Source organism: Rhodococcus sp. B50 (assembly GCF_013602415.1).
Lineage (GTDB): Bacteria > Actinomycetota > Actinomycetes > Mycobacteriales > Mycobacteriaceae > Rhodococcus.
On sequence record NZ_WPAG02000002.1, the window covers coordinates 2,557,934 to 2,577,379 of the forward strand.

The 19,446-nt window shown below is 67.9% G+C and carries 17 protein-coding genes; 6 read left to right on the plus strand and 11 right to left on the minus strand.

Annotated elements, in window-relative coordinates:
• Positions 1-256: 256 nt before the first annotated feature.
• The 3 genes from GON09_RS12010 to GON09_RS12020 all read right to left on the minus strand — a co-directional run bounded on the left by GON09_RS12010 (position 257) and on the right by GON09_RS12020 (position 3,683).
• Complete coding sequence (locus GON09_RS12010; protein ID WP_213931964.1) at positions 257-943, minus strand: isochorismatase family protein; 687 nt, start codon at positions 941-943, stop codon at positions 257-259.
• A 158-nt stretch (positions 944-1,101) separates the two neighbouring features.
• Positions 1,102-2,397 (minus strand): serine hydroxymethyltransferase, encoded by a 1,296-nt coding sequence (glyA, locus tag GON09_RS12015; protein WP_213931965.1) that lies wholly within the window; start codon positions 2,395-2,397, stop codon positions 1,102-1,104.
• 95 nt (positions 2,398-2,492) lie between these two features.
• Positions 2,493-3,683 carry a DUF885 domain-containing protein gene (locus tag GON09_RS12020; RefSeq protein ID WP_213931966.1) on the minus strand — a complete coding sequence of 397 codons (1,191 nt, stop codon included), beginning with the start codon at positions 3,681-3,683 and terminating at the stop codon, positions 2,493-2,495.
• Between the two features lie 151 nt (positions 3,684-3,834).
• Here GON09_RS12020 and coaA point away from each other — a divergent pair, with 151 nt between their 5' ends.
• Positions 3,835-4,767: a type I pantothenate kinase gene (gene coaA / locus GON09_RS12025; RefSeq protein ID WP_213931967.1), complete on the plus strand. Its 933-nt coding sequence runs from the start codon at positions 3,835-3,837 to the stop codon at positions 4,765-4,767.
• A 36-nt stretch (positions 4,768-4,803) separates the two neighbouring features.
• On the opposite strand, the gene GON09_RS12030 is transcribed toward coaA, so the two are convergent.
• Positions 4,804-5,571, minus strand: a complete 768-nt coding sequence (locus tag GON09_RS12030; protein ID WP_213931968.1) for an isoprenyl transferase — start codon at positions 5,569-5,571, stop codon at positions 4,804-4,806.
• 157 nt (positions 5,572-5,728) lie between these two features.
• On the opposite strand from GON09_RS12030, the gene trhA reads away from it, so the two are divergent.
• Together trhA and GON09_RS12040 are read left to right on the plus strand one after the other, a co-directional pair.
• Positions 5,729-6,397 (plus strand): PAQR family membrane homeostasis protein TrhA, encoded by a 669-nt coding sequence (gene trhA / locus GON09_RS12035; RefSeq protein WP_213931969.1) that lies wholly within the window; start codon positions 5,729-5,731, stop codon positions 6,395-6,397.
• A 74-nt stretch (positions 6,398-6,471) separates the two neighbouring features.
• Complete coding sequence (locus GON09_RS12040) at positions 6,472-7,389, plus strand: mechanosensitive ion channel family protein (protein ID WP_213931970.1); 918 nt, start codon at positions 6,472-6,474, stop codon at positions 7,387-7,389.
• Here the strand turns inward: GON09_RS12040 and GON09_RS12045 are convergent.
• Positions 7,386-9,491: an ABC transporter permease gene (locus GON09_RS12045; RefSeq protein ID WP_213931971.1), complete on the minus strand. Its 2,106-nt coding sequence runs from the start codon at positions 9,489-9,491 to the stop codon at positions 7,386-7,388. The genes GON09_RS12040 and GON09_RS12045 overlap by 4 nt on opposite strands.
• 187 nt (positions 9,492-9,678) lie before the next feature.
• Between GON09_RS12045 and GON09_RS12050 the strand changes: the two genes are divergently transcribed.
• The gene (locus GON09_RS12050; RefSeq protein ID WP_213931972.1) at positions 9,679-10,341 is read left to right on the plus strand and encodes a TetR/AcrR family transcriptional regulator; all 663 of its coding nucleotides are present in this window, start codon (positions 9,679-9,681) and stop codon (positions 10,339-10,341) included.
• A 10-nt stretch (positions 10,342-10,351) separates the two neighbouring features.
• Here the strand turns inward: GON09_RS12050 and GON09_RS12055 are convergent, their stop codons facing one another.
• The 3 genes from GON09_RS12055 to mca are packed head-to-tail and all read right to left on the minus strand — an operon-like array spanning position 10,352 to position 13,573.
• Positions 10,352-12,346 (minus strand): thioredoxin domain-containing protein, encoded by a 1,995-nt coding sequence (locus GON09_RS12055; RefSeq protein ID WP_213931973.1) that lies wholly within the window; start codon positions 12,344-12,346, stop codon positions 10,352-10,354.
• A gap of 43 nt (positions 12,347-12,389) precedes the next feature.
• Positions 12,390-12,716, minus strand: a complete 327-nt coding sequence (locus GON09_RS12060) for a hypothetical protein (RefSeq protein WP_213931974.1) — start codon at positions 12,714-12,716, stop codon at positions 12,390-12,392.
• Positions 12,713-13,573 (minus strand): mycothiol conjugate amidase Mca, encoded by an 861-nt coding sequence (mca, locus tag GON09_RS12065; RefSeq protein WP_213934427.1) that lies wholly within the window; start codon positions 13,571-13,573, stop codon positions 12,713-12,715. The genes GON09_RS12060 and mca overlap by 4 nt, the downstream gene beginning before the upstream one ends.
• 180 nt (positions 13,574-13,753) lie before the next feature.
• Here mca and GON09_RS12070 point away from each other — a divergent pair, with 180 nt between their 5' ends.
• Together GON09_RS12070 and greA are read left to right on the plus strand one after the other, a co-directional pair.
• Complete coding sequence (locus GON09_RS12070) at positions 13,754-14,182, plus strand: DUF4307 domain-containing protein (RefSeq protein WP_213931975.1); 429 nt, start codon at positions 13,754-13,756, stop codon at positions 14,180-14,182.
• Positions 14,183-14,426: 244 nt separating this feature from the next.
• Positions 14,427-14,921, plus strand: a complete 495-nt coding sequence (gene greA / locus GON09_RS12075; RefSeq protein WP_016933815.1) for a transcription elongation factor GreA — start codon at positions 14,427-14,429, stop codon at positions 14,919-14,921.
• Positions 14,922-14,993: 72 nt separating this feature from the next.
• Here greA and GON09_RS12080 read toward each other — a convergent pair whose 3' ends face one another.
• From GON09_RS12080 to GON09_RS12090, 3 genes are all read right to left on the minus strand, one after another.
• A complete protein-coding gene (locus GON09_RS12080) occupies positions 14,994-16,355 on the minus strand; it encodes a C40 family peptidase (protein WP_213931976.1) in 1,362 nt (453 codons plus the stop codon).
• A gap of 149 nt (positions 16,356-16,504) precedes the next feature.
• Positions 16,505-18,415, minus strand: coding sequence for an SEC-C domain-containing protein (locus GON09_RS12085; RefSeq protein WP_307854359.1), 1,911 nt, complete (start codon positions 18,413-18,415; stop codon positions 16,505-16,507).
• 64 nt (positions 18,416-18,479) lie between these two features.
• A complete protein-coding gene (locus tag GON09_RS12090; protein ID WP_213931978.1) occupies positions 18,480-19,355 on the minus strand; it encodes an NAD(P)H-binding protein in 876 nt (291 codons plus the stop codon).
• Between the last annotated feature and the right edge of the window lie 91 nt (positions 19,356-19,446).

The window sequence follows — 19,446 nt, forward strand, 5'->3', positions numbered from 1 at the left end:
ACGATCAGGGACCTCCCGTGTAGTCGGCACCTGCGCCGCCTACACCCCCGACGCTAACCCCGATACGGACGATTCGCTCGGCAGCGGAGAAAGCGTGTCGGTGAAGATTGCGTTAACGACACCTCGTAAGTACCCCTGAGCCTCATGACCCACGGCCGGCTCCGCCTCGAGGCGCGTCGTCGCGGCACCACCGAGAGAACTTCGGTGTTCTCGACGGCGCCGAGCGAGGTCGAGAACACCGAAACGCAGTCCTGGGTCAGCGCAGCGACGCGGTGAGCTCTTCGGTCTCGCGGTCGCGACGACGGGCCGACGCGGTGATCGACCCGATCAGCGCATCCGTGGTCTCGACGCGGCCGACCCGCTTCGCGACGTACTGCAACGCCATGAGGTGCTCGTCGCGAGAGAAGTCGGCGGTGGCGTCGAGAGCCATGAACGGTGCCACGTCGCTCATGAAGGCGTCGGCGGCGCTGAGCATGCAGCCCATGTGGGCGTAGACGCCGGTGACGATCAGCTGGTCGCGGCCGTTGTGCGCGAGCAACTGACGGAAGTCGGTGCGCTGGAACGCCGAGTACCGCCACTTGGTGACCTGGATGTCGTCCGGGCCGGGGGTGAGCTCGTCGATGACCTCCGTGTCGCGGCCGGTGCTCAGGCCGACGCCCCAGAAGTCGGCGAGGATGCCGCGACGCGACGGATGCTGGTCGCCGGGCTGCATCGTGTAGACGACGGGGATACCGGCGGCCAGGCACGCTTCGCGGAGGCGGACGATGTTGGGCACCACGGTCGCGAGCGGCTCGGCGTCGCGCTGGTAGGCGTCGATGAAGTACTTCTGCATGTCGTGGACGAGCAGTGCACAGCGGGACGCATCGAGCGTCCAGTCCACCCGAGCAGCGGGAATCTCGTCGCCGGTGGGCAACTCGTACGGATCGATGCTCGGGATGGCCATGCGACTTCCTTCTGCTGGTCGGGGTGCGCGTGCGGTCGCCGACGATGTCGGCATGCGTAGGCTACCCTAACCAACCCGTGCGGTGGGATGTGTCCGCCCGGATACGCAACCGGCCCGCACCGGAGATCGGTGCGGGCCGGTCGGCGACAGCAGGAATGTCAGATCAGACGCCAGTCCTCGAGGCCCTCGTACAGCGGCACGGACTGCGCCAGGGCGCTCACGCGGGTGCGCAGCGACTCGGCGTCGGCGCCACCGATGAGTGTCTGCGCGATGATCTCGGCGACCTCGGTGAACTGCTCGTCGCCGAAACCGCGGGTGGCGAGCGCCGGGGTGCCGATGCGGAGTCCCGAGGTGACCATCGGGGGGCGCGGGTCGAACGGCACGGCGTTGCGGTTGACGGTGATGCCGACCTCGTGGAGGGCGTCTTCACCCTGCTGGCCGTCGAGCTGCGAGTTGCGCAGGTCGACCAGGACCAGGTGCACGTCGGTGCCGCCGGTGAGCACCGAGATGCCCTTGTCGGCGACGTCGGACTGTGACAGACGATCGGCGATGATCCGGGCGCCGGACAAGGTGCGCTGCTGACGGTCCTTGAACTCGTCGCCGGCGGCGATCTTCAGCGCGACGGCCTTCGCAGCGATGGCGTGCATGAGCGGTCCGCCCTGTTGACCGGGGAAGACCGCCGAGTTGATCTTCTTCGCCCACTCCTGCTTGGCGAGGATCAGGCCGGAGCGCGGGCCACCGAGGGTCTTGTGCACGGTGGTGGAGACGACGTCGGCGTAGGGCACGGGCGAGGGGTGCAGCCCCGCGGCGACCAGGCCGGCGAAGTGCGCCATGTCGACCCACAGGTACGCACCGACCTCGTCGGCGATGGAGCGGAAGGCAGCGAAATCCTCGTGACGCGGGTAGGCGGACCAACCGGCGACGATGACCTTCGGCTTCTCGCGCACGGCGATGTCGCGGACCTCGTCCATGTCGATGCGGTGGTCGTCCTTGCTGACCCCGTAGGACGCGACGTCGTACAGCTTGCCGGAGAAGTTGAGCTTCATGCCGTGCGTGAGGTGGCCACCGTGCGCGAGATCGAGGCCGAGCAGCTTCTCGCCGGGCGTCATCAGCGCCATGAGCACCGCGGCGTTCGCCTGCGCACCCGAGTGCGGCTGGACGTTCGCGAAATCGGCGCCGAACAGCTCCTTGGCGCGGTTACGTGCGAGGTCCTCGACGACGTCGACGTTCTCGCAACCACCGTAGTAGCGACGGCCGGGGTAACCCTCGGCGTACTTGTTGGTCAGGACGCTGCCCTGGGCCTGCAGCACGGCGCGCGGCACGAAGTTCTCCGACGCGATCATCTCGAGCGTGTCGCGCTGACGCGACAGCTCGCCGGCCATGGCCTCGGCGACCTCGGGGTCGAGGTCGTTCAGTGCGGCAGTGTTCACGTCGGCGCCGGGCGCAGCGGTCATCGAGGTTTCTCCAAGCAGAGGGCGTCAGGGATACGACCTCCAGTCTACGAAGGCCGTCCACCGCTCCGGTAGCCGGTCCCCGAGCGACCTGCGGTTCACCGCAGGCTGCTGGGCACCAGGGGTTCGTCGAGCAGGCGGCGGAACCGCTCGGCACGTTCGACTCCCACCGGAACCTGCCCGAGCCAGCCGCCGAGGAGCCGGTAGCCCTCGACGTAGGTGCTGATGTAGGCGCGCCACAAGGGTGACGACAGGAACCGCAGCGACTGCCGGGCACGTTCGGGGCTCGACAGCGACCAGCGCTGCAGGAACTCGACGACGTCGTCGTGGCTGCGACCACGGTCGTGGAGCAGCAACGCGGCGTCCTGACGGACCGGCAGCAGTTGCTCGGACGCCTCGGACAGCTGCTCGGCGAGTTCGCCGTCGAACCGGAGCCCGAGATCGGCGTAGATCTCCTGCGCCCACTTCCCCCAGCCCGGGCCCACGATCGCTTCGAGCGCGAGATCGGCGAGGCCTTCGGCCATGAGGCATTGCGGGGTGTTGACGAGGAACAACGTCTGCTCGGCCTGCCCACCGGCGACGAGACCGGCCTCCTTGCGGCAATGCTCGGTGTGGTGCCCCGGGTACGCCTCGTGCGCGATCAGCCTCGGCAGGTGCGCCATGGTCTGTTCGAGATCGGAGTTGATCGCGACCCGCGAACGGTAGTCGCCGAGGTAATAGTTGAAACCCGACCACGGCTTGTCTCCGACGACCTCGTACTCGACGCGTTCGGTGTCGGGCAACGGATAGACCGCCCGCACCTTCTCACGCAGAGCGCTCGAGAACGCCTCGACGCATTCGGCGAGACGATCCGCGGGGATCACCTCGGACTTGCGGTGCGCCTGCATCCGTTCGGTGAGCGATCCCGGGCCGGGCAGCAAGGCGTCGAGACGACGATGCGCGTCGCGGTAGGCGTCCTCGTCGCCGGGGGCGATGCGCACGTCGAAGTACGCCTCGACCTCGTCGACGAAACCGATCTCCTCCCCCGCGAACTTGCGGGCCGAGCAGTCGAGCGCGCGCAGATGCACGTCGAGGAAACGGGTGCGCTCGTCGGACAGACCCGCGCCGGGGAGTTCGTTGCACAGGCGCCGCGCGATGTGTGATAGATCACGAGGATCGGGAGTCGGGGCGTTCTCGACCTTCCGCCGCAGTGCGGGATCGCCGGTGTAGGCGTCGACGAACCCTTCCTCCAGTCGGTCGAAAGCCAGACCCAGCAGCAGATATTCGTTCACGAAGTCGTCGGCTCCCATACCGGCCGAGCCTAGTACCTCGCCGGCGACCCGACACGGGAGAACCTGCCGGAGTGGGGACCCCGACGCGGCATCACCCTGTGTCAGCGAGCACAATCCGTTACATGGACATGCAACGCCGCATCCGCCGCGCCACCGGGAAGCCGTGCCGATGGCTCGTCTGAACGAACCGAGCCCGTATGTCGAGTTCGACCGCAAGCAGTGGCGGACGCTGCGGAAGTCGACTCCCCTCGTCCTCACCGAGGACGAACTCATCGGGCTTCGGGGCCTGGGCGAGCAGATCGACCTCGCAGAGGTCGCCGAGGTGTATCTGCCCCTCTCCCGGTTGATCCACCTGCAGGTCGCGGCGAGACAGCGGTTGTTCGCGGCGACGGCGACCTTCCTCGGGGAGAAGCATCCCGATCAGCAGGTGCCGTTCGTGATCGGCGTGGCCGGGTCGGTAGCGGTCGGCAAGTCCACCACGGCCCGTGTACTGCAGGCGTTGCTGGCCCGATGGGACCATCACCCGCGGGTGGATCTCGTGACCACCGACGGCTTCCTCTACTCCACCAAGGAACTGGTGCGGCGCAACATCATGCACCGCAAGGGCTTTCCCGAGAGCTACGACCGACGCAAGCTGCTGCGGTTCGTCACCGAGGTCAAGTCGGGCGCGAAAGAGGTTGCGGCGCCGATCTACTCGCACATCTCGTACGACATCATCCCGGGCCAGTACCACATCGTGCGCCAGCCGGACATCCTCATCATCGAGGGCCTGAACGTGCTGCAGACCGGTCCGCGGCTGATGGTCTCCGACCTGTTCGACTTCTCGATCTACGTCGACGCGCGAATCGAGGACATCGAGAAGTGGTACGTGGAGCGCTTTCTCGCACTGCGCAATACGTCCTTCGCCGATCCGGAGGCGCACTTCCACCACTACGCGAACCTGTCGGACCGGGACGCGATGAGTGCCGCGAAGGAGATCTGGCACTCGATCAACCTACCGAACCTGGTGGAGAACATCCTGCCCACACGGCCGCGCGCAACCCTGGTCCTGCGGAAGGACTCGGATCACGCCATCAACCGGCTCCGGTTGCGCAAGCTCTGAAGCAGCCCGCCGCGCGGCGCCGGATCGGCAGTCCGGTCAGGCGCCGAAGCGGCGGTGCCGTGCGGCGTAGTCGCGCAGAGCGCGCAGGAAGTCGACCCGGCGGAACTCGGGCCAGTACGCCTCGGTGAACCAGATCTCCGAGTAGGCGGACTGCCAGAGCAGGAATCCGGACAGTCGCTGCTCGCCGGAGGTGCGGATGACGAGATCCGGATCGGGCTGACCGGACGTGTAGAGGTGACTGTCGACGCCGTCGACCGTCACGGCCTGGACGAGGTCCTCACCGCGCAGTCCCTGCGCGTAGCGCACCCGCAGGAGTGATTGCACGGCGTCGACGATCTCCTGGCGACCGCCGTATCCGACGGCCACGTTGACGTGCGTGCCCGTCCGTCCGGCGGTTCCCGCCGCGGCCTCGTGCAGTCGCTTGGCGTGATCGGACGGGAGGAGGTCGGTGGTGCCGACGATCTTCACGCTCCAGTTCTGGCCGGGCGCGGAGATCTCCTCCACCACGTCCGAGATGATCTCGAGCAGTGCGTCGAGTTCCTCCGGCTCGCGCCGAAGGTTCTCGGTGGACAACAGATAGATCGTCGCCGTCTCGATGCCGGCGGCGTCGCACCAACCCAGCAGCTCGGCGATCTTCTTGGCACCCTCGCGGTGGCCGTGGCTGACGTCGGTGAAGCCGTTCTCACGCGCCCAACGCCGATTGCCGTCGCACATCACCGCGACATGTCGCGGATGCCGTGCTCCGTCGAGTTCCTTCAGCAGCCGGCGCTCGTAGAGCCGGTACAGCAGTCCGCGGACGCTCACCCCGTCATCACCACGCGAGTCACATTACGCCCAGGGATACGGGCGGTCGCGGCGGTGGTCACAGAGCCTCCCGCCGCACGGTTCCACACTGTAACGTGTCGACGGAACAAACCTACGGGTGCGTAGGTTACCGCTCGGTACCGGGAGGAGCGCACGTATGACGGCCTTCGGCCTCGAGGAACTGCCCGTCAAACCGCGGATGCGCGGATGGATCCACGCCTGGGCGTTCGGGGTGGCCGTCATAGCCGGTGCCGCGCTCGTCTCGGCCGCGGCCTTCCTCGCCGACCGCCCGGGCGCCGTGCTCCCCGCGACGATCTACAGCCTCACGGTGTGCGGCGTCTTCGGCGTCAGCGCGCTCTACCACCGCCTGGCCTGGAGTCCGCGCGCGCGGGTGTGGATGAAGCGCGCCGACCACTCGATGATCTTCGTTTTCATCGCCGGCAGCTACACCCCGTTCGCGACGCTGGCACTGCCACCCGAATCCGGACGGCCGTTGCTGATCGTCGTATGGTCGGGAGCGCTCGCGGGTGTGGCTCTGAAAATGTTGTGGCCGACTGCGCCGAGATGGGTCGGCGTACCGCTCTACCTGGTGCTCGGCTGGGCGATCGTTCCCGTCGCCGGACAACTGGTCGCCGAGGTCGGGCTCACCCCCATGCTGCTACTGCTGGTCGGCGGCCTGTTCTACAGCGGCGGAGCGATCCTCTACGCCACGCGCTGGCCCGACCCGTGGCCCGCGACCTTCGGACACCACGAGTTCTTCCACGCGGCCACGGTGATCGCGGCCCTGTGTCACGCGATCGCGGTGTGGCTCGTGATTCTGGGGTGAAACCTCACAAGCCACTTCGTGCAACTTCTCACACCACCTGAAGCGACTGTCACCCGTTTGTAGACTCGCGAGGGATGTCTATTCCGTTGCTCGCCTTCGAACTGACCGAGACCAACCGGGACTGGCTGATCCACCGGCCGCTGGCAATCCTGAGTTACATCGTCGCCGCCGTCGTGCTCCGCTACGTCCTCCACCGGCTGATCGACCGCATGACGAAGCCACGTGTGCGATCCGGGAAGCCGCGACGATCGTTCCTCGCGCCGCTGCAGGAACGAGCCGAGCGTGCCATCGGCGACCCCCAGGCCCGCGAACGCCGGGTCCAGCGCGCCCAGACCATCGGCTCGGTGTTCAAGTCCGGTGTGTCGATCGTCGTGCTCGCCTGGGTGGTGCTGCAGACGCTCGACACCCTCGGCTTCAACGTCGCCCCGTTCATCGCCTCGGCCGGTATCGCCGGTGTCGCGCTCGGTTTCGGCGCGCAGAACCTCGTGCGGGACTTCATCTCGGGAATGTTCATGCTGCTCGAGGACCAGTACGGCGTGGGTGACGTGGTGGACCTCGGCGACGCGGTGGGCACCGTCGAGTCGGTCGGTCTGCGCGTGACGACCGTGCGCGACATCGACGGCACCCTGTGGTTCTGCCGCAACGGCGAGATCCTGCGCGTCGGCAACATGAGCCAGGGACATGCCGTCTCCGTGGTCGACGTCCCGATCGCGCCGAGTGTCAACGTCGACCGCGCCTGCCAGATCGCGCTGCGCGCCGTCCTCGACGGCGTGGAACGCGAGGACATCGCGCCGGACGTGCTCGAGAAGCCCGAACTGCTGGGCGTCAACTCCGTCACCGCGGGTGCGGTGACCCTCCGCCTGACGGTGCGCGTACGCGCCGGCAAGCAGTGGGCCATCCGCCGCAGCCTCACCCGCGCGGTGCTCGAGGCCTTCGAGCAGAACGACATCGAGACCCCGAACGTCGCGCTGGCGGCTGTCCCGGCCTCCTAGCTCCGCACCGCCACGGCCTCCGGCTGCTCGCTCGGCTCATCGCTGCGAGCAGCACGGATGCGATCGATGACGATGACGCACAGCAGCGACACCGCTCCCCAGATCGCGAACGTGACGAGGTGCGGGCCGACGGCGTCACCCCCGAAGTAGAGGATCGACCGCACCGATTCCACGGCGGCCGGCATCGGCAGCACACCGTGCAGGAACCGGAAGACCTCCGGCGTCATGTACACCGACATCGCACCGTTCGAGGCGGGCACGCCGACGAACATGAGGATCCCGACAGCGGGGACGACGGAGAGCAGACCGAGCAGGCGGTGCAGCGCCAAGGTGAACATCGAGGTCGTGAACGTCGCGACGATCCCGACACCCCACAGCGGGAGGAAGTGCCCGTCGACGGCTCCGGTGATCGGGTCGGCGATCACCCACAGTACGGCCGGCATGAACAGCGCCCACCCCGCAGCGATGGGCACGATCTGTCGCAGGACCATCGCGGCGGGCTGCGCACCGCCGGCCACGACGATCACCATGAAACCGGACATGATCCAGCCCATCGCGACGTAGAGCGTCACCGTTCCCATCGTGTCGGAGCCCGGCAGCGGCGCGATGTTCTCGACGGTCAGGGGAAGCTGCATGCCTCCGGCGACCTGCTCGAAGACCCCCTGCACGACCTGCTGCTGGCTCATACCCGCAGCCTCGTTGGTGATCAGGTTCGCGGTGGGCGAGGTGGGCGACGGCAGAACGAAGGCCGCGACGATCTCACGGTCCTGCACGGCGGCGCGCGCGTCGTCGATCGAATCCGAGCTTTGCAGGTCGAACAGGCCCGCCATGTTCTGCTCGAGACCGGCAACCGTCTGTTCCGCCTGCTCGGCGGTCGCGCCGACCACGGTGACGGGCATCTCGCGCGGCGTCGGCTGGTACATCGCGCCGAGCATGATCGAGAGCATCAGCACGACCATGGCGAACGGGAAGAACGCCAGGGTCAGGTACCGGACGCGGTCGTTCGTGGGGCGCGGTCCGGGGGTGAGCGAGGGCATCGTGATCTCGGGGTCGCCCGCGTCGGGGTTACGGCGACGCTGGAAGGCATCGACGCCGAGGGTCGCGGCGAGGGCGAGCAGGGCACCGATCACCAGGACCGCGATGTGCCCGCCGAGTCCGTCACCACCGAAGTAGACGACCGACCTCAGGGCCTCCCCGGCGGCCGCGGTGGGCAGGAAACCGTGGAGCGGGACGTAGATCGACGGCAACGCGTAGACCGACATGCCCAGGTTCGACGCGGGGACGCCGAGCACCATCACGAAGAGCATGCCCACCAGGACCGCCATGGGTCCGAAAATGCGGGTGAGGAACAGCTGAACGGAGCCGACGGCGAAGATCGAGAGCCAGCAGATGCCCAGCACCGTCGCGGTGTTGCCCTCGACCGCACCGAGGATCGGGCCGGCGACGAGCCACACGAGGGTGCCGATCAGGACCGACCAGCCGGCGAGCAGGGGCACGATGCGACGGAATCGAAGCAGCTCGGGGGAGTTGGACAGCATGATGCTCAGCGGCATGTAGCCCGCGAGCATCAGTGCCTGCGCCATGAACATCACGCCCAGGCCGGCCATGTCGTGGCCCGGCAGCGGGGCGAGGTCCTCGGCGGTGAAATCCAGACCCTGCGCGAGCACCTGCGGCACCATCAGCCCGGTGACGACGGACGATTGCGACGCCCCCGCCGCACCTGCGGTGTACACGGTGGCGGTGCCCTGCGGGGACAGTGTGACCGCACCCGCGACCTCCCGTGAGAACACGAGGTCGCGCGCCTGCTCGTCGGTCCCGACGACGCGGACGTCGACCGCCTCCGGGTCGGCGTCCTCGAGCGCGCGGGCGAAGTCGTAGGCCTGTTGCGACGATCCGGCGACGGCGATCGGCATGTCGTGCGGTGCCGGCGCGTGCATCGCGTACAGATAGCCGGTGATCATCATCCCGACCATCAGGAACGGCATGACGAAGATCGCGACGTACCGTCCGATGTGTTCCTTGCGCGCGCGGGCGAGTTCGGCCGCGGTGGGGCCCTCACCTCCCGGTGGATTGTTCTTCTCGGTGGTGGCGGTGTCGGTCACTGACGAACTCCTCGATATCCGGACACGGACTGAACGTTTCCCGACCGGTACCGGCTACTCGGAAATACGCTGACTGACTTAAAACGCTACGCTGAGTGTCTTGAATCGACCAACCTGAGACACTGGTGACCTTCGTCCCACCCATCCTCGAGCCGTACGGCCGAATGAGAAAGCAGCAATCGACAGCGTGAGCACCTACGGCGACCAGGCACGACGAGCACTACTCGATTCCGCGGAAGAACTGTTCGCCACCCACGGGGTCGACGGGGTCTCGAACCGGCGCATCGCCGAACACGCGGGCAACGCCAACCACTCGGCGGTCAACTACCACTTCGGGAGCCGGGAGGAACTCGTCCGCGCGATGCTCACCCGCTACGCCGAGGACACCCGCCGCCGCCGAGGCGAACTCGTCGGACTGCTGGGACCCGAACCGGGACTCCGCGACTACCTGAGCTGCCTCGTCGTGCCGTTCACCGATCAGCTCGCCGCGATGCCCGTCCCCAGCCGGCGCGCCCGCTTCCTCCGCCAGCTGCGGACGGTCCCGTCGATGGTCGACATCGCGAGCCGGAACGCTGTCGAGGATCCCCACCTCGAGGCTCTTGTAGAACGGGCAAGGGCGTGCGTCGCCGACATCCCCGATGGTGTGCTCACCGGACGATCGTGGCTGCTGGGGAAACTCGTCGTCGACGCGTGCGCAGACTACGAGGCACGCCTCGAACGGGAGCGTGTGGAACCCGACTGGACCGGTTTCGCCCGGTTCCTCGTCGATGCGATCGCCGGAATGCTCGAGGCGCCGGTGACGAGCGCGGGCGACTTCCTCGGCTCGCGCACCGTCTCCGCCTGGCCCTGACCACCCCCCATCAGACCGTGGCCAGAGCCTCGCGCAGTTCGGTCACCGTCGTCACCGGGCGATCGCACACGAATCCCCGGCACACATAGGCCGCGGACGCCCCGTCGACGAGGGGGCGACCGGCGAGCAGCGGCGACGAGTCGGGTTCGCCGCCCACCACGATCGCTCCCCCGGGCGCGAGGCGGCGGGCCACGTCGAGGAGTTCACCGCCACCCGCGACGGCGACCTGCAGTGGACCGCGCACGGACGCCTCGGCGACCGTCAGCCAGTGCCCTCCCGCGCGCGGCGCCTTCTCGAACAGGATCGCCGCCGTCGACAGCGACAGCGCGGCGGAATCGGCATAGCGGGGGTCGTCGTGCACGAGCGCGGACAGACCGAGCAACGCCTCGGCGATCAGTGACGCTCCCGACGGCGTCGCCCCGTCGACCGGATCGCGCGGCCGGGCGACCAGCGATTCGGCATCGTGGGCAGTGTCGAACCAGCTACCGGGGCGTTCCGGATCCGCGAACTGCGCGAGGGCGACGTCGGCGAGTTCCCTCGCGCGCTCGATCCAGCGCCGATCGCCCGTCCCCTGGTGGACGGCGAGCAGCGCCGTGACGAGAGCCCCGTAGTCCTCGAGCACCCCTGCGGGTGATCCGACGGCACCCCCGAGCGACGCGCGGCGCAGCCGGCCGTCGACCAGGTGCCGGTCGAGCAGGAACTGCGCGCACGTCGCCGCGGCGTCGATCCAGGCTGGTTCACCCAACGCGACGCCGGCCTCGGCCAGCGCGGTGATCGCGAAGGCATTCCAGGCGGTGACGACCTTGTCGTCGCGTCCGGGCTGTGGGCGCTGTGCGCGAGCGGCGAACAGGCGGCCCCGCACATCGGCGAGTCGCGCCGGATCGTCCGGCTCGTCGAGCAGCTGCAACACCGAGGTGCCGTGCTCGAAGGTGCCGCCGGGGGTGACCGTGAACGCGTCCGCGGCCCACCGGCCGTCGTCCGGGCCCAGCACCTCGACGAGCTGGTCGGGCGTCCACACGTAGGTGAGGCCTTCGACCCCGTCGGTGTCGGCGTCGAGGGCCGAGGCGAATCCCCCATCGGGGGTGATCAGGTCGCGCAGCAGGAACTCGACCGTCTCCCGCGCGACGCGCGTCGGCAGTTCCGCACCGGTCACCCGCGCAAGGTGCGCGTACAGCCGCAACAGCAACGCGTTGTCGTAGAGCATCTTCTCGAAGTGCGGCACCGTCCAGGCGGCGTCGACGCTGTAGCGGGCGAAACCGCCCCCGAGCTGGTCGTAGATTCCGCCCCGTGCCATCGCGTCGGTCGTGCGCTCGACGAGACCGAGCGTGTCGGTGGAGCGGGTGCGCTCGTATCCGCGCAGCAACCCCTCGAGAAGGTTCGACGGCGGGAACTTCGGTGCGCCACCGAAGCCACCGTGTTCGCGGTCCTCGTCGGCGGCGATCGCGGTCGACGCCGCATCGAGCAGCGCGCCATCGATCGCGACACTCCCGGCGGGCAGTCCACCGCCGCTCCGACGGAGTTCGGAGACGACGGCCTCGGCGGCCTGCGCGACCTCGTCGCGACGGTTGTGCCACGTGTCGGTGATCGCATGGAGCAGCTGCGTGAAGGACGGCATGCCCCCGCGCGGCGTGCTCGGGTAGTACGTGCCGCAATAGAACGGGGCACCGTCGGGCGTGAGGAAGCAGGTCATCGGCCACCCGCCCTGACCTGTCATCGCGACGGTCGCGTTCATGTAGATCGCGTCGATATCCGGCCGTTCCTCGCGGTCGACCTTGATACACACGAAGTTCTCGTTCATGACGGCGGCGGTCGCCTCGTCCTCGAACGACTCGTGCGCCATGACATGACACCAGTGGCAGGCCGCATAGCCGATCGACAGCAGAATCGGCACGTCGCGCTCACCCGCCTCGGCGAGCGCGACGTCGCCCCATTCCTGCCAGTGGACCGGATTACCGGCGTGCTGCCGCAGGTAGGGGCTCAGCGCGTCGGCCAGTCGATTCGCCATGCCCCCACGCTACGGAAGGAGCACCCTCGGTGGCGGAAGGTCGTCAGCTTCCCTTGGTGGGTTCGGGACGCTCCGGATCGGTGACCTTCTTCGGCTCACCGGTCCCTTCCACATCCGCTGTACCGGGGATCGCACCCGGCAGCGTGCCGTCGTCCACGGCCTGGTCGGGCTCGGGATGCTCCGGCTGGAAGGTGTCGGGCAGCTTCCGCAGCCGCTTGTTCATGTTCCAGATCAGCAGAGCGGTCGCGACCAGCAGGACCACCACGATGGCGAGTCCGAGCGGGGACGCCTTGCCGAACTCGGGGCCGGTCGGCTCCTGGGCCAGAACCCCGACGGCCAGAACCTCGACCGCGAGCGTGCCTATCGTCATTTGCCCTGTCCGTCCTCGATGCCCGCGAACAGATCCGTCTCCGGAAGCTCCGTGCTCACGCGGGTCTTGGCCAACTCGAACTCCTCGGTCGGCCACACCTTCTGCTGGATGTCCAACGGCACCGCGAAGAACGATCCGTTGGGGTCGATCTGAGTGGCGTGCGCGCGCAGCGCGTCATCGCGCTTCGGGAAGTAGTCGCCACAGGTGATCTGGGTGGTCACGCGTCCCATGATGTCGCCCTGCTCGGTGCGCCACTTGCTGAGCCACTGCTCCATGGGGAACGGCTCCCCGCGACGCTCGTACTCCTCGCGGAACAGCTCGAGCCGCCTACGGATGAAACCGTGCGAGTAGTACAGCTTGCGCACCGCCCAGGGCTCGCCCAGTTCGGGATGGAAATCCGGATCGGCCGCTGCCTCGTACGCCGCGACCGACACCTCGTGGCATCGGATGTGATCGGGGTGCGGATAGCCGCCGTTCTCGTCGTAGGTGGTCATGACGTGGGGACGGAACTCGCGCACTGCCTGCACGAGCCGGCGGACCGGTTCGTCGAGCGGGATGACCGCGAAACATCCCTCGGGCAACGGAGGCTTGGGGTCTCCCTCGGGCAGGCCGGAGTCGACGAAGCCGAGCCACTGCTGGCGCACCCCGAGGATGCGGGCCGCCTCGGCCATCTCCTCCTGGCGCACCTCGCTCATGCGTTCGCGAATGCCCGGCACGTCCATGGCGGGGTTCAGGATGTCGCCGCGCTCTCCGCCCGTGAGCGTGACCACCAGGACCTCGTGCCCTTCGGCCGAGTACCGGGCCATCGTGGCCGCGCCCTTGCTCGACTCGTCGTCGGGATGGGCGTGCACGGCCATGAGCCGTAGTCCGCTCACGTGTTTTCCTCCACCTCACGTCGTCTGCTTCGCCGGAACCGTCCCTGCGCCCGCGTCGCGGTCGCACCGGATCCGTCCTCTATAGTTCCACCTGATAATTCCGTCGTCAGCCGTGGCCCTGCGGCGACGCCCGATCCATCCTCCCGCTGCGAAAGCAAAGTGATGAGCAACACCACCCCCACCGACCGGTACCCGTCCTCCCGGTACCCCGGCCCTCGCGTATCGACACGCGGCAAGCGCTGGGGTTTCACCGTGGCCGGCCTGCTCGCGGGGCTCGTGCTGGCGTTCGTGCTGTTCCAGAACAACTCGACTCCGATCGAGTCGGAGGTCGTCGCCTTCGACATCATCGACGACAGCACCATCGACATCCAGCTCAAGGTCACGCGCGACGACCCGTCGAAGGATTCCGTCTGCATCATCCGGGCTCGCTCGAAGGACGGAAGTGAGACCGGCCGGCGCGAGGTCCTCATCCCCGCGTCCGATTCGCAGACGGTCGTGCTCACTTCCACGGTGAAGACGTCCCAACGTCCCGGTATGGGCGATACCTACGGTTGCAGCACCGAGGCGCCCGATTATCTGCGCGCCCCCTGACCCCGCTCCCACGCCGTCTTCCAGCGCTTTCCCGGAGTGCGGACCGCAGGGATGCTAAAATAGCCGGATACACGGTTCCACCCTTTGGGGCCGTGTATTGCTGCATAAGAGCATCAACAGACAGTACGACTTCCGTTCAGCCTGAAGCCATGGGGGGACGACGGCGGTCGTGCTGTCGCGGTCGTTGCGTGTGCACGACTTGTCCACGGAGCCGGGGGCTCCAACCCGAAGGAAGTGATCGAGGATGACCGAGACCCAGGTGACCTGGCTGACGCAGGAGTCGTACGACCGACTCAAGGCCGAGCTGGACCAGCTCATCGCGAATCGTCCTGTCATCGCCGCCGAGATCAACGAGCGTCGCGAGGAAGGCGACCTCAAGGAGAACGGTGGCTACCACGCGGCCCGCGAGGAGCAGGGCCAGCAGGAAGCCCGTATCCGTCAGCTCCAGGAGCTGCTGGGCACCGCCAAGGTCGGCGTCGCTCCGACCGAGTCGGGCGTCGCCCTCCCCGGTTCCGTCGTGACCGTCTACTACGGAGGCGACGAGACCGACACGGAGACGTTCTTGATCGCGACCCGCGAAGAAGGTGCCCGCAACAGCGAGCTCGAGACCTACTCCCCCAGCTCGCCCCTCGGTGGCGCCCTGATCGACGCGAAGGTCGGCGAGACCCGCGAGTACAACCTGCCCAACGGCAACACCATGAAGGTGACGCTGGTGAGCGCGGAACCCTACCGCGGCTGATCTCGCAGGACAGAGGGCCCGACCGGACGTTCTCCGGTCGGGCCCTCCCGCGTTCACGGCAGGTACGCCTTCTCAGAAGATGCGACGCGCCTTCATATCGGGGAAGACCGGCCCCACCCGCACGACGTCGCCGGTAGTGGGTGCGTGCACCATCTGCCCGCCACCGATGTAGATGGCGACGTGGCCGGGCCCACCCGCCTGCCAGTTGCCGAACAGCAGGTCGCCGGGACGCGCCGCGTACAGCGGCACCTCGGTGCCGACGTGCCACTGGGTCTCGGACGTGCGCGGCAGCGCGACACCCGTCGCGGCGAAGACGGCGTACGAAGTCAGGCCCGAACAGTCGAATCCGCCGCCGGACGGCCCGTTGATGTTGCCGCCACCCCAGACGTACGGCAGGCCGAGGTACTTGAACGCGAGGTCGACGACGCGATTGCCGATGTCGCCGGCGCCGCCTCCGATACCCGCGCCCAGGAACGGCGAGAGCATACGGGCGAAGACATGCTCTGTCGCCCGGATCTTCGCGACGTAGGGCTTCGTCTGGTTCTCGTAGTCGGGATGACCGGACGGCATGCCGCCCGAGCGCTTCACCGCGCCGACACCGGCGTTGTACGCCGCGAGAGTCAGATCGAGCGTGTCGCCCTCGACCAGACCGCGCTTCTTCCAGTCGTCGATGAGCTTGTAGTTGTCGCACAGGAGGCTGCCCGACGCCATGACCGGATCGGCGATGCCGAGGATGTCGGCTTTGCCGTCACCGTCGGCGTCCTTGCCGTACTGGTCCCAGGTCCCGGGCATGAACTGCCCCGGACCGCGGGCGCCGACCGGAGAGACCGGCGCGGTCGGTCCGTACCGGAAACCGTTCTCGGCGGAGTAGAGGGCGGCGAGGACCGGCGCCGAGACGCCATCACACAGCTCACCGGCCTTCTTCAGCCACGGCGCGAAGACCGCGATCGCGCCGATGGGTGCGAGCCGCGTTCCCGGAAGGATCGCCGGGATCGACGGCAGCGCGAGCCCGGTGCCCGGGATCGTGGACCGTGGCTGCGGGTTTCCGAGCGCGCCGGCGACCGGCGGTTGCACCGGTATCCCGAACGGCCCGGGTCGGGCGGCCGGCGGTTCGGGCGCCAGGGCGGGCGGAGCCGCTTCCGGATCGGCGGGATGCAGCTTTGCGGCCGCCTCCTCGGGCAGGTGCGGCTCGATCGCCCCTGCGGCCGCCGCTGTCGCGTCCGCGACCGCCTGTTGGGCTCCCTGCTGCATCGGTTCGGGCAACGACGCGACGAGATTCGCCACGTCGGTGTCGGTGCTCTCCGCACCTGCCTCGAACGACTCGATCGCCCCGTTGATCTGATCCTTGATCTCTGCTGGTAGGTCCACGCCCTGCACGAGCGCACTTGCTGCCGTAGCCACTGCCACGATGACCGCAGACGGGTCCACCGACATCCGCTACCCCCACATCCATCCATCAACCGCTCCCACCGTAGCTGTGAGGTCGATCACCAGTACGGCTTCCGGATGTTCTTATCACATATATTCAGGAACACGTTCTAGTATCGGGACCAGTGGGATTACTGTGACTCGAGTGACCGGAGTTACGGTTCCGGATAGAACTCGGCAGCGTCCGGATGGGTCAGGACGTCCATGATGTCCACCGGATCGACCGTGTCCTCGGACAGCAGGGCGACGAGCGTCTCCCGCTGGTCCTCCGTCACCGGCTCGCATCCGCCCGGCATCACCCATCGGTCCTCGCCCACCGGCATGACGCGGGCGCACAGCAGCGTGCCGGCGGGCACCTCACCCGCGAGCCAGGGCGCGGATACCTCCACCACTCGGTCGGTGCGGACATCGCGCAACGTGAGCGTCTCCTCCGGCACGCTCGCCTCGACCTCGAAGACCGAGCGCTCGACGGCCAGCCAGGATCGGGCGAGCTCCGACTCGTCCTCGGGCAGCAACTCCGCGCGACGCTCGACGAAATCGGCGAATGCGCCGGCGTCGAACAGCAGGACGTCCTCGACGAGCGGATCGGCGACCGCCTCGGCCACGGCGTCGTCGTCCCCGTAACCCGAACGGGCCTCCGCCAGCGCGACCCGGTGTTCCGCCCATCCGGGTTCCAGAGCGTGCATGGCCGCCTTCATGTACAGCCAGTCGGATCGTTCCTCGAGCGAATGCTCGGCGCGACCGAGGTGACATGCCTTGTACTTGCGGCCCGACCCGCACCAGCAGCGGTCGTTGCGCCCGAGGCCCGGGACCTCCTTCGGCCGGTACCGGTCGAGCAGTTCGTAGAGGGGATGTTCGTCGCCACCCGGCACCCGGGCCAGCAGGGACAGACCCCGCACAGCATCCCCTCGGTCGGAGGCGAACCGTGCCAGATCGAACAACGGCAGGTCGAAGGCGGAATCGAGGTCGGCCGAACGTTCGTAGTGCCGTTCGGCCTCCGCGATCCGTCCGGTGGACTCGGCCGCGCGACCGGCGATCCAGTGCGCCGCCCCCGCCGCGCGCCGGGGCGCGTGGTCGAGCAGCCACAGCGCAGCCTGCTCGATCGCCTCGGGCGCAAGCTTCTCCCCCACCAGCTCGTCGTGGACGGTCTCGGCGATCTCGGGGTCGGACAGCACCGAGTACAGACCCGACTTCCCTACGGCGAAGCGTTCTTCGAGTTCGTCGTCGTCGCCGCGTTCGAATGCTTCCACCAGCGACGCGAACAGGGCCACACCCGGCACGGCGTCGACAGGGATCCCGAGTTGTTCGGCGTAGATCTCGAACATCGCCCGATCGGAATATCCGTCGAAATCGAAACCGTTCGGTGCCACCAGGTCTCCGCTGCGGGACAATCCCGCCTCGGCGAGGAGTTCCCCGAGCGGCAGGGCCGGTGCGGAGAATGCGTCGGGAGCTTCGGCGAGGACGTCGACGAACGTGTTCTCGAGGCCGGCCACCTGTTCGCGGGCGATCTCCTGTTCGAGCGCGTGCACGAATTCGCTCACGCTGCTTCGGGCTTCACCGTGCACCGGCGCGAACGACAGGCGGCCGTCCCGCGCGGTGAGGGCGAGCAGGTCGCCCGGCCCGTAACCCGCCAGCGCCCCTTCGGGAAAGACGATCGTCTCCCGATGGGAGATCTCGCCCGAATCCGGATCACCCTGCGGGGAACCATTTTCGGGTGCTCCGGGTTGCACGAGGTCGAACTCGTCGTCCTCGGAGACGAGTATCAGGAGCGGTTCGATATCGTCGACCGGGATCGAGTTCCGGGCGAGATCGTCGGCCGCGAGGCGGTGTGTGAGAGTCCTGCCCTCGAACAGCGCATCCGTCGCCGCGACACGATCGTCGGACAACCACAGCAGCAACGGATGTGGTTGCGACTGTTCGAGGTCGATCATTACCTGCTCGGCGGAGCCGAATCCGTGGTCTTCGAGATGGTCGGCCACCTCGTCGATCGTCATGGGTCCGTGGCGTCGTACCGTGTCGAGCACGGTGTCCCACAGGGCGGATTCGGGGTGTTCGCTGTCCGTCACCACTGGATCGTACGGCCCCCGGCACCGCTTCCGGGGGCTATGCGGTTCCTTCCGCACGTCGCCGTCACGCCTCGCAGACGGCCTTCAATCGGGTGCGTACCCAGCCGGCCAGCGCCGTCGGGGTCGTGGTGGTGAAGTCGCGGGGGTTCTCCGGTACGAATCCGTCGCGGATGCCGGCCGTCATGTCGACGATCGAGACGATCTGCTCCGGCGACATGCCGAAGCCTGCGAGTTCTTCGCGGACGTCGTCGTCGGAGACCTGACGGATGGTGACGGAACGGTCCAGCACCTCGCCGACCAGAGCAGCGACCTCACGGAACGAGAGGTCTTCCGGGCCGTGCACCGCCTGGACGTGCCGTCCGTGCCAGTCGGAGGAGAGCAACCGGGCGGCTGCGACGGCGGCGATGTCCTCGGGCGCCACCCACGGTAGCTTGCGGTCGGGATCCATCGCCGTCGTGATCGTGCCCTCGAGGATCGAATCGAGGTCGAACAGCAGGTTGGTGAAGAAGTATCCGCAGCGCAGGTGAACGACGTCGATGCCCAGTTCGTCGAGTGCCGTCTCGGTGACGGCAAGCCCGTCGATGTCGCCCATCCCCTGCCTGCATTCGGCACCCTGGCTCGACTGGAAGACGACCCTGCGGATGCCGTTGGCGCGGACCGCCGCGGCGAGACTCTCGGTGGCCTTCCGGTATCCGTCGAGCGGGTCGGGCACGGAGGTCGGCGGGTCCACCCAGTACAGGGCATCGACACCCGTCGTGGCCGCTACGACCGAGTCCACGTCCAATTGATCCACCCGCACAGCATCGACGCGGTCGCGGACTTCGGACGGCAGAGCGGACGGATGACGGAGCAGGACGCGGGGCCGGATACCGGCCTGTACGGCCAGACGCAGAACATGGCGGCCGACATTTCCGGTCGGTGTGGTGATCGCAACGGTCATGGAGCCGACACTCGCATAAGGGCCATCACGCGTTGTCACTTTTCATGCGAACGCAACGAGAAGAAGGCGCCCCGGAGGACGCCTTCTTCTC

Excerpts from the sequence above, each read along its gene's own strand:
- coaA (WP_213931967.1), top strand. The coding sequence starts at position 3,835 with ATGGCTCGTCTGAACGAACCGAGCCCGTATGTCGAGTTCGACCGCAAG.
- GON09_RS12055 (WP_213931973.1), bottom strand. The coding sequence starts at position 12,346 with ATGGCGAATCGACTGGCCGACGCGCTGAGCCCCTACCTGCGGCAGCAC.
- GON09_RS12060 (WP_213931974.1), bottom strand. The coding sequence starts at position 12,716 with ATGACGATAGGCACGCTCGCGGTCGAGGTTCTGGCCGTCGGGGTTCTG.
- GON09_RS12080 (WP_213931976.1), bottom strand. The coding sequence starts at position 16,355 with ATGTCGGTGGACCCGTCTGCGGTCATCGTGGCAGTGGCTACGGCAGCA.
- GON09_RS12010 (WP_213931964.1), bottom strand. The coding sequence starts at position 943 with ATGGCCATCCCGAGCATCGATCCGTACGAGTTGCCCACCGGCGACGAG.
- GON09_RS12020 (WP_213931966.1), bottom strand. The coding sequence starts at position 3,683 with ATGGGAGCCGACGACTTCGTGAACGAATATCTGCTGCTGGGTCTGGCT.
- GON09_RS12040 (WP_213931970.1), top strand. The coding sequence starts at position 6,472 with ATGTCTATTCCGTTGCTCGCCTTCGAACTGACCGAGACCAACCGGGAC.
- glyA (WP_213931965.1), bottom strand. The coding sequence starts at position 2,397 with ATGACCGCTGCGCCCGGCGCCGACGTGAACACTGCCGCACTGAACGAC.
- GON09_RS12090 (WP_213931978.1), bottom strand. The coding sequence starts at position 19,355 with ATGACCGTTGCGATCACCACACCGACCGGAAATGTCGGCCGCCATGTT.
- mca (WP_213934427.1), bottom strand. The coding sequence starts at position 13,573 with ATGGCCGTGCACGCCCATCCCGACGACGAGTCGAGCAAGGGCGCGGCC.
- trhA (WP_213931969.1), top strand. The coding sequence starts at position 5,729 with ATGACGGCCTTCGGCCTCGAGGAACTGCCCGTCAAACCGCGGATGCGC.
- GON09_RS12070 (WP_213931975.1), top strand. The coding sequence starts at position 13,754 with ATGAGCAACACCACCCCCACCGACCGGTACCCGTCCTCCCGGTACCCC.
- greA (WP_016933815.1), top strand. The coding sequence starts at position 14,427 with ATGACCGAGACCCAGGTGACCTGGCTGACGCAGGAGTCGTACGACCGA.